General features: G+C 72.6%; 11 protein-coding genes. 8 read left to right on the forward strand and 3 right to left on the reverse strand.

Annotation, left to right across the window (positions count from 1 at the left end; genetic code table 11):
- On the reverse strand, positions 1–414 hold a 414-nt coding region (locus tag E4P40_RS28300), incomplete at its 3' end, for a hypothetical protein (protein WP_209305460.1).
- A 265-nt stretch (positions 415–679) separates the two neighbouring features.
- Here E4P40_RS28300 and E4P40_RS22030 point away from each other — a divergent pair.
- Positions 680–2005, forward strand: a complete 1326-nt coding sequence (locus tag E4P40_RS22030; protein ID WP_135160557.1) for a hemolysin family protein — start codon at positions 680–682, stop codon at positions 2003–2005.
- Between the two features lies 1 nt (position 2006).
- Here E4P40_RS22030 and galE read toward each other — a convergent pair whose 3' ends face one another.
- Positions 2007–2960: a UDP-glucose 4-epimerase GalE gene (galE, locus tag E4P40_RS22035; protein ID WP_135160558.1), complete on the reverse strand. Its 954-nt coding sequence runs from the start codon at positions 2958–2960 to the stop codon at positions 2007–2009.
- A gap of 36 nt (positions 2961–2996) precedes the next feature.
- Between galE and hisC the strand changes: the two genes are divergently transcribed.
- Genes hisC through E4P40_RS22055 form a run of 4 tightly spaced genes read left to right on the forward strand, consistent with a single transcriptional unit; the run spans position 2997 to position 6764 of the window.
- On the forward strand, positions 2997–4109 hold the full coding sequence (hisC, locus tag E4P40_RS22040; RefSeq protein ID WP_245160503.1) for a histidinol-phosphate transaminase: 1113 nt from the start codon (positions 2997–2999) through the stop codon (positions 4107–4109).
- 54 nt (positions 4110–4163) lie between these two features.
- A complete protein-coding gene (trpS, locus tag E4P40_RS22045; RefSeq protein WP_135160560.1) occupies positions 4164–5192 on the forward strand; it encodes a tryptophan--tRNA ligase in 1029 nt (342 codons plus the stop codon).
- A complete protein-coding gene (locus E4P40_RS22050; RefSeq protein ID WP_135160561.1) occupies positions 5189–5755 on the forward strand; it encodes a 2'-5' RNA ligase family protein in 567 nt (188 codons plus the stop codon). The genes trpS and E4P40_RS22050 overlap by 4 nt, the downstream gene beginning before the upstream one ends.
- A gap of 40 nt (positions 5756–5795) precedes the next feature.
- Positions 5796–6764 carry a YihY/virulence factor BrkB family protein gene (locus tag E4P40_RS22055; RefSeq protein WP_245160504.1) on the forward strand — a complete coding sequence of 323 codons (969 nt, stop codon included), beginning with the start codon at positions 5796–5798 and terminating at the stop codon, positions 6762–6764.
- Here the strand turns inward: E4P40_RS22055 and E4P40_RS22060 are convergent.
- On the reverse strand, positions 6676–7995 hold the full coding sequence (locus tag E4P40_RS22060) for a serine hydrolase (RefSeq protein WP_135160562.1): 1320 nt from the start codon (positions 7993–7995) through the stop codon (positions 6676–6678). The two genes, E4P40_RS22055 and E4P40_RS22060, sit on opposite strands and share 89 nt — an antisense overlap.
- Positions 7996–8238: 243 nt before the next feature.
- Here E4P40_RS22060 and E4P40_RS22065 point away from each other — a divergent pair, with 243 nt between their 5' ends.
- The 3 genes from E4P40_RS22065 to E4P40_RS22075 all read left to right on the forward strand — a co-directional run.
- Complete coding sequence (locus E4P40_RS22065; protein ID WP_135160563.1) at positions 8239–9285, forward strand: BMP family ABC transporter substrate-binding protein; 1047 nt, start codon at positions 8239–8241, stop codon at positions 9283–9285.
- Positions 9286–9623: 338 nt separating this feature from the next.
- Complete coding sequence (locus E4P40_RS22070; protein ID WP_135160564.1) at positions 9624–11213, forward strand: ABC transporter ATP-binding protein; 1590 nt, start codon at positions 9624–9626, stop codon at positions 11211–11213.
- Positions 11210–12314, forward strand: a 1105-nt coding sequence (locus E4P40_RS22075) for an ABC transporter permease (RefSeq protein WP_135160565.1), incomplete at its 3' end; no start/stop codon positions are given. The genes E4P40_RS22070 and E4P40_RS22075, both read left to right, overlap by 4 nt.

Below are 12314 nucleotides of genomic sequence, written 5' to 3' on the forward strand. Positions count from 1 at the left end.
CGGCGCCGGCGCGGGTGCGGGCGCGGGTGCGGGCGCCTCCTCGACGGCCGGCTCCGGAGCGGGTTCCGGTGCCGGCGCGGGAGTCTCCGCGACCGGGGCCGGAGGGGTCACCGGTGTCGGCTCGGGCGCCACGGTCGCGGGGTCGGCCGCCTCGACGTCGGCGGCCTCCGGGCCCGTGGTCGACGCCGCCGCCCCGGCGAAGGACGACGACAGCGGCCCGCCGTCGAGCCCCATCACGACCGGCGAATCGCTGCTGGACCCCTGGGTCGCGGGAGAGGACGCGAACGAGGTGAAGACCCCGGCCGACGTCCCGGTGTCGGTGCCTGCCACCACGGGGACGACCAGCACGAACGAGGCGACGGTCGAGCTGACCAGAGCGCTGAGGGCGAAGCGGCCGCGACGGGAACGCGTCACTCGGGTAGGAGTGCCGGAGGCCCGGGCAGGGAGCGGCAGCTCGGCAGAACGATGACGCACGGAGTTACCTCACCACGGTTGAATCACGATTCGTTACCTGACCGAGACTAACGGTGCGCGCAAGGTCACCGTCAGTCCCCATGAGGAACGTCACGATCCGCGTGGAAAGGAGCGCCGTCCCCTCGTGCGGCTGCCCGCAGGGGGGCGGGACCAGGCACCATGGGCCTGTGAGTCCCACCCGAATACCCCGAGGAGCGCGCCGCCGGTGAGCGACGTCTGGCTCAGCATCGTCATGGTCGTGGCGTTCGTCCTGATCGGGGGCGTGTTCTCCGGCGCCGAGATCGCACTGGTCTCCCTCCGCGAGGGACAGGTACGCGCCATGGCCGAACAGGGCCGGCGCGGGCACGCCGTCCAGCGACTGCTCAGCGACCCCAACCGCTTCCTCGCCGCCGTCCAGGTGGGAGTGACCTTCGCCGGGTTCTTCTCCGCCGCCTTCGGCGCCAGCACGCTGTCGGCACCGCTCGCGCGCTGGATGGAGGGCCAGGGACTGTCCTCGGGTCTGTCCACCACCCTCGCCCTGGTGCTCGTGACCATCGCGATCAGCTACCTGTCGTTGGTCGTCGGCGAGCTGACCCCCAAGCGCCTGGCACTGCAGCGGGCCGAGGGCTTCTCGCTGCTCGTCGCCGCGCCGCTCAACTTCATCGCCAAGCTCTCGCGGCCGGTCATCTGGCTGCTCTCGGTCTCGACGAACCTCCTGGTCCGGCTCCTCGGCGGCGATCCCAAGGTCAGCGGCGAGTCGATCAGCCAGGAGGAGCTGCGCGACCTCGTCGCGGCCCACGAGTCGCTCAGCAGCGACGAGCGTCGGCTCATCGACGAGGTCTTCCGCGCGGGCGAGCGCGAGGTCCGCGAGGTCATGACCCCCCGCACGGAGGTCGCCTTCCTCGAGGCCTCGATGACCGCCAGCCGCGCCGCCAAGCAGGTCGCGGACTCCAACTGGTCCCGCTTCCCCGTCGTCGGACGCGACGAGGACGACGTCGTCGGCTTCGTCCACGTGCGCGACCTGTTCCTCCCCAACCACCCGGCGGGCCGGGCCGCCACCGTGGGCGACCTGGCGCGGGAGGTGAAGCGCCTGCCGGGCACCGCCGGCGTCCTCAAGGCGCTCAGCGAGATGCGGCGGGAGAACCACCACCTCGCGATCGTCGTCGACGAGTACGGCGGCACCGACGGGATCGTGACCCTGGAGGACCTCATCGAGGAGGTCATCGGGGAGATCTACGACGAGTACGACGAGGAGGTCACCCCCGACGGCAAGCAGCCGCCCGGCGGCCCCCGCGAGGTCGACGGCCTGCTGAACCTCGACGACTTCACCGAGGCCACCGGTCTGCAGCTCCCGGACGGCCCCTACGAGACGGTCGCCGGGTACGTCCTCGCCGAGCTGGGCCGGCTGCCCGAGGTCGGGGACACGATCGAGGTCGAGGGCCGCACGGTCGAGGTGCTCGAGCTCGACGGACGGCGGATCTCCCGGCTCCTGGTCGGCCCCCCTCCCGCACCCGTCGACGACGAGAGCCGCGCCGAGGCCGCGCCGGGCTGAGTCAGCGAGCCCGGGTGACGTCCCACGCGTCGCGGACGATCCCGGCGAGGTCGGTGTGCTCCGGCCTCCAGCCCAGATCGGCGCGGATGCGGTCGCTCGACGCGACGAGCTGGGCCGGGTCGCCGGCCCGCCGATCGCCGACGACCACCGGCACCGGGTGCCCGGTCACCTCGCGCACCGCGTCGACGACCTCCTGCACCGAGAAGCCGGTGCCGTTGCCCAGGTTGTAGATGCGGTGCTTGCCGGGCGCTGGGGCGGGCAGGGCCAGCAGGTGGGCGTCGGCGAGGTCGCCGACGTGGACGTAGTCGCGGATGCAGGTGCCGTCGGGCGTGGGGTAGTCCGCGCCGTAGACGGTCATCGACTCCCGCTGCCCGGCCGCGACCTGCAGTGCGATCGGGATCAGGTGGGTCTCCGTCGCGTGCCGCTCGCCGAGGCCGTACGCCGCCCCCGCCACGTTGAAGTAGCGCAGGCTGACGGCGGCGAAGCCGTGGGCCACCGCGTAGGACGTGAGCATGTGGTCGACGGCGAGCTTCGAGGCGCCGTAGGTGTTGGTGGGCCGGGTCGGGGCGTCCTCGCGGATCGGCACCGACTCCGGCTCCCCGTACGTGGCCGCCGTCGACGAGAAGACGATCCGGCGGCAGTCGGCCGCCCGCATCGCCTCGAGCAGGGCCAGCGACCCGCCGACGTTGGTGTGCCAGTAGTCCTCCGGCTGCTGCTGGGAGGCCCCGACGAGGCTCTTCGCCGCGAAGTGCAGCACCGCCTCGGGGCGTACCCGGGCGAGGACCGGAGCCGAGTCGTGCAGCGAGACCGCCTCCAGCGTCGCGCCCTGCGGCACGGCGTCCGCGTGCCCCGTGGAGAGGTCGTCGAGGACGGTCACCTCGTGGCCTCCGGCCAGCAGCGCAGCCGTGACTACGCTGCCGATGTAGCCGGCTCCACCGGCGACGAGAACGCGCATGGGGGCAACCCTAGGTCGGGAGGTCAGGACGTCGTGGTGCGCGCTCGCCCCACCGTGCAGGAGCTGCCGGCGTACAAGCCCGGGCGCAACCCCGCCGACCTCGCCCGCGAGATCGGCGTCGAGCGCGCCGTCAAGCTGGCCAGCAACGAGGTCGCGTTCCCGCCGCTGCCGGCCGTCGTCCAGGCGCTCGCCACCGCGGCCGGTGAGACGAACCGCTACCCGGACAACGGTGCCGTCGTCCTGACCCGTGCGCTGGCCGAGCGCTACGGCGTCGACCCCGTCCAGGTGGCGACCGGCTGCGGCGCGGTGACCCTGTGCCAGGAGCTGGCGCAGGCCTACAACGATCCGGGCACGAGCATCGCCTTCGCGTGGCGCTCGTTCGAGATGTACCCGCTGCTCGCCCGCGTCGCCGCCGCCCGCGCGATCCAGGTGCCGCTGGTCCCCGGCCGCCCCGGCGGGCCCGCCGACACCCACGACCTCGACGGACTGCTGGCCGCGATCGACGACAGCACCCGCCTCGTCTTCGTGTGCAACCCGAACAACCCCACCGGGACGGCGGTGCGGCGACCGGAACTCGAGCGGTTCCTCGACGCCGTCCCCGAGCAGACCCTCGTCGTCCTCGACGAGGCGTACCGCGAGTTCGTGACCGACCCCGACGTCCCCGACGGCATCGAGCTGATGCGCGGTCGGCCGAACGTGACCGTCCTCCGCACGTTCTCCAAGGCCTGGGGCCTGGCGGGCCTGCGCGTCGGCTACCTGGTCGCCGAGGACCCGGCCGTGGCCGAGGCGGTGCGCAAGACCCATGTGCCGTTCAGCGTCTCGATGCTCGCCCAGGCGGCCGCAGTGGCGGCCCTGGCCAGCGAGGACGAGGTCCGGGCGCGGTGCGCGGCCGTCGTGGCCGAGCGGGACCGGCTGACCGCCGCCCTGCGCGAGCGCGACGTGGCCGTCGAGGACAGCCAGGCGAACTTCCTCTGGCTCCCGCTGGGGGAGCAGACGCTCCCGGTCGCCGTCGCCCTGGAGGCCCGCGCCGTCATCACCCGGCCGTTCGCCGGCGAGGGGATCCGCGTCACGGTCGGCACGCCCGAGGAGGACGACGTGTTCCTCGCGGCTCTCGACGACGTCCGGTCCCTGACCTCCCCGAACGCGTAACGGCGGACAGCGGAACGGGGGAGGCCGGAACGCGGGCCGCCGGAGGCTGGTTTGATGACCGACGTGCCTCTTCCCCGTGTCCTCTCAGGCATCCAGCCGACGGCGGACTCGTTCCACCTCGGCAACTACCTCGGTGCGCTGCGGCAATGGGTGAGCCTGCAGGACACGACCGAGGCGTTCTACTGCGTCGTCGACCTGCACGCGATCACCGTCCCGCAGGACCCGGCGGTGCTCCGCCGCCGCACCCTCGTGTCCGCCGCGCAGCTGCTCGCACTCGGTGTCGACCCATCGCGCAGCACGCTGTTCGTGCAGAGCCACGTCCCCGAGCACCTGAAGCTGTCCTGGGTGATGGAGTGCCTCACCGGGTTCGGCGAGGCCAGCCGGATGACCCAGTTCAAGGACAAGAGCCAGCGCGAGGGCACCTCCGGCGCCTCGGTCGGGCTGTTCACGTATCCGGTGCTGCAGGCCGCCGACATCCTCGTCTACCAGGCGGACCAGGTGCCCGTCGGTGAGGACCAGCGGCAGCACCTGGAGCTGACCCGCGACCTGGCCACCCGGTTCAACGCCCGGTTCGGGACGACGTTCACCGTCCCCGCGGCGCACATCCCGCAGGGTGCGGCCAAGATCCTCGACCTGCAGTCGCCGGACAAGAAGATGAGCAAGAGCCTTCCTCCCGCCGGCTGCGTCGACCTGCTCGACGACCCCGCGGTGACGGCGAAGAAGATCCGGTCGGCGGTCACCGACACCGGCCGCGAGGTCGTGGCCGATCCGGTCGGGAAGCCCGGCGTCACCAACCTGCTGACGATCCACAGCGCGCTGTCGGGCCAGAGCATCGCCGCGCTCGAGGAGCAGTTCGCGGGGCGCGGCTACGGCGACCTGAAGAAGGAGCTGGCCGAGGTCGTGACCGACTTCGTGTCCCCGTTCCGCGCCCGGACGCTGGAGCTCCTGGACGACACGGCCGAGTTGGAGCGGGTCCTGGCGCAGGGCGCCGTCCGCGCCCGCGAGGTGGCCGCGGGGACCGTCGCGACGGTCTACGACCGGGTCGGTTTCCTGCCTCCCGCTCCGGCCGGGAGCGGCGGATGAACGACGACACCTTCGTGAGCCGGCTCCCGTCCCCGCCGGAGACCACGGTCCTGGGCATCGTCGTGCCCATTCCGGAGCCCTGGGCCCAGCTGCTGGTCGACTGGCGGTCCAAGGTCGGCGACCCGCAGGCCAGCCTGGTGCCGCCGCACGTGACGCTCCTGCCGCCGACCGAGGTCGCCGTGGCCGACCGCGCCGCGATCACCGCGCACCTCACCGAGGTCGCGCGCTGTCACCCGCCGTTCGCGATGCACCTGGCGGGCACCGGCACCTTCGCCCCGGTGGCGGACGTCGTCTTCGTGGCGGTCGCCCGCGGCATCGGCAACTGCGAACTGATCGCCAACGACGTCCGGCGGGGGCCGCTCGCCCGGTCCCTGGCCTTCCCGTACCACCCGCACGTCACGGTGGCCCACGACGTGCCGGGCGACATGCTCGACCTGGCCTACAGCGGCCTGGCCGACCTCTCCGCCGAGTTCCCCGTCACGGCGTTCACCGAGTTCGAGCAGACCGCGGGCGGCGCCTGGGCGGTCGCCCGCGAGTACCCGCTGACCGGTCCGCCGCACTGAACGAGGCGCGCCCGGGCGGCCGAACCCGCAGACTCGGGCGGTGAGCTCCGCCGCCGATCCGAGGCCCGGTCGCGAGCCGTGGTTCACCCGGGCCTACGCCTGGGGGGAGGCAGTGGTCGCCGGCCAGCGCCGGCGCCGTCCGTGGTTCGACCACCTGGCCCGCGCCGGCGGCCGGTACCAGCGCGTGCAGAGCGACCTCATGGCCGCGGGGGTCACGTACTACGCGTTCCTCGGCCTGTTCCCCGTGCTGCTGCTGGTCGCCTCCATCGTCGGCCTGTTCCTCGCGGGCGACGAGCTGTTGCAGCAGGAGCTGTTCACCGCCATCCGGGAGACCTTCCCCGGCTCGCTCGGGAACCAGTTGGTCGACCAGCTGTCCGAGGCGATCGACGGGGCGGGCTTCATCGGACTGATCGGCCTCGCCGGCTTCGTCTACGCCGGGCTGCGGACGATGGACAAGCTGCGCATCGGCATGGAGCTCATCTGGAAAGGCGAGGTGGACGAGCCCGACGTCCTCCGGGACAACCTGCAGGACCTCGTCGCGCTCGTCGTCCTCGGGGCGATCGGACTGCTCAGCCTCGGCCTCACCGGAGTGGTGACCCAGGGGACGTCGTGGATCCTCGACCTGCTGAGCCTGGAGGACACGCCCGGCTACGGCGTGCTGACCTGGGCCCTGGGCCTGGCCCTGGCACTGGTCGTCGACCTCGTCGTCTTCCTGTGGCTGCTCCGGGTCGTCCCGTCGATCTCGCACCCGCTGCGGCTGCTCCTCCCCGGGGCACTGTTCGGCGCCGCGGGGTTCGAGGCGCTCAAGCTGATCGGCGGCTACTACCTGTCGCTGATCTCCGACAGCGTCACCGCGTCGGCGTTCGGCGGCGCGGTCGGCCTGCTGGTCTGGATCAACCTGGTGGCGCGGTTCGCCTTCTTCACGGCCGCGTGGACGGCGACCCTCCGGAGGGTCGCGTCGGCGGCCCCTCCCCGGACGGCGGGGGAGCCCGTCCGGGCGGACGCCTGACGGCCGCGCCGTCGGCCTTTCCGGCGGGCACGCGGCGCACCGCTCGCCGGCGGCCGATCACGGTGGCCACCACGATGAGGACGGCGCCACCGGCCAGTGCCGCCGGGACGAGCGGGGACGGCGGGTCCTCGGCGGGTCCGGCGGCTCCGGTCGACGTCGTCCGCTCCGCCCGTGCCCCGCGCGAGGTCGCTGCCGGGGCCGCGGTGAGGTCCGCGGGCCGGACGAGCCGCCCGACGCCGTCGACGCCGGGGGGCAGCGCGAACGCCCAGTCCAGGAGGAGCGCCGCCTGGTCGGCCGCCCGCAACGGGACGTTCTCGGTGTCCATCACGCTCACGACGAGTCGGCGGCCGTCGCGCTCGGCGGCGGTGACGAACGTGTGCCGGGCGGCGTCGGTGAAGCCCGTCTTGCCGCCCAGGTTGCCCGGGTAGGTGGTGAGCAGCGGGTTCTGGTTCTGGATCTGGTAGCCGGGGGAGCGCCCCTCGACCGCGGGCATGGTGGCAGTCGGCGTGCCGAGGATCGCCGCCGTCTCCGGGTCGTCGAGGAGCGCCCGGAAGATGAGAGCCAGGTCGTAGGGGGAGGAGGACTGTCCCGCGACGTCCAGGCCCGACGGCGTCCCCGCGACGGTGTCGTAGGCGCCGATCCCCACGGCCGTGTCGTTCATGGCCTCGACCGTGGCCGACAGGCCGCCGGCCGCCCGCGCGAGCGCGTTGGCCGCGTCGTTCCCCGACTGCAGCATCAGCGCCTGGAAGAGCAGGCCGACGGGATACCGGCCGCCCTGGACCAGCCCGACCCGGCTGCCCTCGACGTTCTCGTCCTCCGTCGTGCCCTCGACCACCTGGGCAGGGTCGAGGCGCGGCGCCAGGGTCAGCAGGGTCAGCGTCTTCAACGTGCTGGCGGGGTAGTAGCGACCGTGCGGATCGCGGGCCGCCAGCACCTCCCCGGTGACCGCGTCGGCGACGAGCCAGCCGGAGGCGGCCAGTCCCTGGGGCAGGTCGGGGGTGTCCTCGGGGACGACGATCTCGCGGGTGTCCAGGTCGTCGCCGCCGACGGTGCCGCCGTCGGGCGCGGAGCCCTGGGGTGGGCGTCCCGCGTAGGGCGCGGTCGGTGTCGGCGCGCTGGGGTCGACCGTCGGGCGCGGCTCGTCCGCCGTCGCGACGACACCCGGGAGGCTGAGCGCGCCGGTGACCAGCACGACGGCGAACAGCCGTGCGCCCGGCCACCGTCGCCCCATGAGGACGCAGATTAGGCGGGGCCGTCGGGCCACGCCCGTCCGGCGATCTTCGCAACGATCGTGTCTCAGTCCGGCCCTCGCCGGCGGCCCCGGCCGGAACCGCGGTTAGCGTGCCCTGATCGTGTGCCGCCGCCGGCCACGACGGACGGGACGGCGGCACAAGTCCTGAACACACACGGGACGTGCCGGGGACGACGGACGGCACGTCCTCCCAGAGAGGAGATCGTCTTGCGCTCAGCGCGGATGACGAAGACCGCGGCTCTGCTGCTCGCCGGCAGCCTGGCCCTCGCGGCCTGTGCCAGCGACGAAGAAGGCGGCAACGGCGGCGGCGGCAGCGAGGGCACCGCCGCTGCCGAGGAGCTCAACGTCGGTCTGGCTTTCGACACCGGCGGTGAGGGCGACCGCTCGTTCAACGACTCTTCCATCGCCGGGGTCGAGGCCGCGATCGAGGCGAACGGGGGCGACTACACGTCCCTGAGCCCGAACGCCGACGCCTCCAACCGCGCTGACCTGCTGACCCAGCTCGCCGACGAGGGCCACAACCCGATCATCGCCGTCGGCTTCGCCTACGGCGACGTCATCGGCGAGGTGGCCGAGCAGTACCCGGACACGACATTCGCGATCATCGACTCGTCGGTGGCCGAGATCGGTGCCGACAACCTCACCGGCCTGCTGTTCGCCGAGGAGCAGGGCTCCTTCCTGGCGGGCGTCGCGGCCGCGCTCAAGACCACGACGAACCACGTCGGCTTCGTCGGCGGCGTCGAGAGCGCCCTGATCGAGAAGTTCGAGGCGGGATTCTTCGCCGGGGCCGAGGCCGTCAAGCCCGACATCACGATCGACTCGACCTACCTGACGCCGGCCGGTGACTTCTCCGGGTTCAACGACCCGGCGAAGGGCCAGATCGCGGCGCAGGGCATGTACGACGGCGGCGCCGACATCGTCTACCACGCGGCCGGTGGCTCGGGCCTCGGCGTGTTCCAGGCGGCTGCCGCCTCGGGCAAGCGCGCGATCGGAGTCGACTCCGACCAGTACCAGACGGTCGACGACCCGGCCCTGCAGGCCGTGATCATGACGTCGATGCTCAAGCGCGTCGACAACGCCGTCGAGGGCTTCATCACCGACTTCGTCGAGGGCAACCTCGAAGGCGGCACGGACGTCGTCAACGACCTGTCCACCGAGGGCGTCGGCCTGTCGGATTCCGGCGGCTTCATCGAGGACATCCAGGGCCAGATCGACGACTTCCGTCAGCAGATCATCGACGGTGACATCGAGGTCCCGACCACCCGGTGACACACGACGCGGGCCCGCGGCAGCGGGTCCGCGTCCACTCCGATCGACCCCGACGGCGGGTCCGGGCGCACAGGCTCCGCTGCTGTGCCCGGGCCCGCCGTCGTGTTCCGGGGGCCGGGTCGCCGCGGCTCCGGTCACCCGCTCAGAGGCTTTCCCGGGGCCGGTTTCCCTGCGGAACGGGTGGGTGCGACATCATGCGGCGAGCCGATCTCCACGCGCCCCCGTGGGGCGCGCCCGGGCTCGGGCGAGTCGGTGACGACGGTCGACCCCGTCGCCACCGATGCACACGACGACGTGCGCCGCGTACCCCGTGGATGCACCCGAGGGAGGGGCCCACCATGGCCACAACGGGAGACACCGGGACGGACGCCGTCCCCCTGGCCGTCGAGCTGCGCGGGATCACCAAGCGGTTCCCCGGTGTGGTCGCCAACCGCGACATCGAGCTGAAGGTCCGCCGCGGCGAGGTGCACGCGATCGTCGGCGAGAACGGCGCCGGCAAGTCGACGCTCATGAAGACGCTGTACGGCGAGCACCGCCCCGACGAGGGCACGATCCTCATCGACGGCCGGGAGCTGACCCTCCGCAGCCCGTCGGACGCCATCGGCGCCGGCATCGGCATGGTCCACCAGCACTTCATGCTGGCCGACAACTTCACCGTGCTCGAGAACATCGTCCTCGGCAGCGAGCCCACCCGCGGGGGCCGGCTGGACCGCGCCGAGGCGCGCCGGCGGATCCTCGAGCTCTCCGACCGCTACGCCCTCGGACTCGACCCCGACGTCCTCGTGGAGGACCTCGGCGTCGGTGCCCGTCAGCGCGTCGAGATCGCCAAGGTGCTCTACCGCGACGCCCGCATCCTCATCCTCGACGAGCCCACCGCCGTGCTGGTGCCCCACGAGGTCGACGAGCTCTTCGGCAACCTGGCGGAGCTCACCCGCGAGGGACTCACGGTCCTCTTCATCTCCCACAAGCTCGACGAGGTCCGTCGCGTCGCGAACTCGATCACCGTCATCCGCCGCGGCACCACGGTGGGCACGGCCGACCCGAAGACGACGACGGTCCGCCAGCTGGCCGAGTTGATGGTCGGGGCCGAGCTGCCGTCGCCGGAGACCCGCACGTCCACGGTGCGCGAGAAGCCCGTCATCTCCGTCGAGCACCTCACCGTGGTCACCCCGGAGGGCCGGCCCCTGATCGACGACGTCGGCCTCACCGTCCGCGAGGGCGAGGTCGTGGGCATCGCCGGCGTGGAGGGCAACGGCCAGGCCGAGCTGGTCGACGCGATCATGGGCCTGCGTCCGCTCGCGGCGGGGACGGTCGTCTTCGACGGCGGGGGGACGGGCGACGGCGGTTCCGTCGGCCTCGAGGACATCACCCACTGGAGCACCCGCGCCCGCCGCGAGGCCGGCCTGGGCTTCATCCCGGAGGACCGCCACCGCCAGGGGATGCTGCTCGAGGCGCCGCTCTGGGAGAACCGGATCCTGGGTCACCAGACGCTGCCGCCGGCCGCCAAGGGCATGTTCATCGACCGCAAGTCGGCCCGCGCCGACACCGAGCGGATCATGCAGCAGTACGACGTCCGGGCGCCGAGCCCCGACACCCTCGCCGTCGCCCTGTCCGGCGGGAACCAGCAGAAGCTCATCGTCGGGCGCGAGATGAGCTCCGACCCCCGGCTGCTCATCGCGGCGCACCCGACCCGCGGCGTCGACATCGGGGCGCAGGCGGCGATCTGGGAACTGCTCAAGGACGCCCGCGCCGAGGGGATGGGAATCCTGCTGATCTCCGCCGACCTCGACGAGCTGATCGGCCTGTCGGACACGCTGCACGTGATGCTGCGGGGCCGGCTGGTGGCCACGCTCGACCCGGCCCGCGTCACGCCGGAGGAGCTCGGCGGCCACATGACCGGGGCCCACCACACGGCAGGTGCGGCATGACCTTCCTCCGCCGGCTCGCGCCGGCCCTCCTCCCGTCCCTCTTCGCGGTGGTGATCGCGCTGATCATCTCCTCGGTCGTCATGGCGGCGCTGGGGGTGAACCCGTTCGACGTCTTCGCCGTGATGGTGGACTTCGGCGAGACGCCGGCGCAGCAGGTCACAGCGATGGTCGTGATCGTCAACCGGGCGATCCCGCTGTTCCTCGCCGGGCTCGCGGTGTCGATCGCGTTCCGGATGGGCCTGTTCAACATCGGCGTCGAGGGCCAGTACCGGCTCGCGACGATCGTGGCGGCCGGGCTCGGCGCCGCGGTCGCGCTGCCCGGGCCGCTGCACATCCTGCTGATCGTGGTCGTGGCGATGGCCGTGGCCGCGATCTGGGCCGGCATCGTCGCGGTGCTGAAGGTGACGCGCGGTGTCAGCGAGGTGATCAGCTCGATCATGATGAACTTCATCGCCCTCGGCATCGCGTCCTACCTGCTGACCGGCCCGCTCCGGGGCAGCGAGGAGGGTGCCTCGATCGTCAGCACCGCCGAGATCCCCGAGTCGGGTCAGATGCCGGCCCTGAACGGCGTGTTCGACCTCCTCGGGCTGGCCAACCCGCCCCGCCAGCTCTACGGCTTCCTCATCGTCGCCGTCGTGGTCGGCGCGGCCATCGCCGTGCTCCTCAACCGCACCCGGTTCGGCTTCGACCTCAAGGCGAGCGGGATGTCGCCGTCGGCCGCCAGCGCCAGCGGGGTCAACGCGAGGGGGATGGTGGTCAAGACGATGCTGCTCTCCGGCGCCGTCGCGGGCTTGATCGGCCTGCCCGACCTGCTGGGTAACACCCACTCGTACACGACCGAATTCACCGCCGGGCTGGGCTTCCTCGGCATCGCGGTCGCGCTGCTGGGCCGCAACCGACCGCTCGGCATCGCGTTCGCCGCCCTGCTGTTCGGCTTCCTCGACCGGTCGCTGGTACCGCTGCAGATCCAGGACTATCCGTCGTCTGTGGTGATCATCGTGCAGGGCACGATCGTGCTGGCCGTGGTGGTGGCCAACGAGATCGCGCGGCGGGTGACCCGCCGCTCGGCGGAGCGCGGCACCGCGCCGCCCGTGGGCGGGA

The organism is Blastococcus sp. CT_GayMR20, assembly GCF_004570345.1.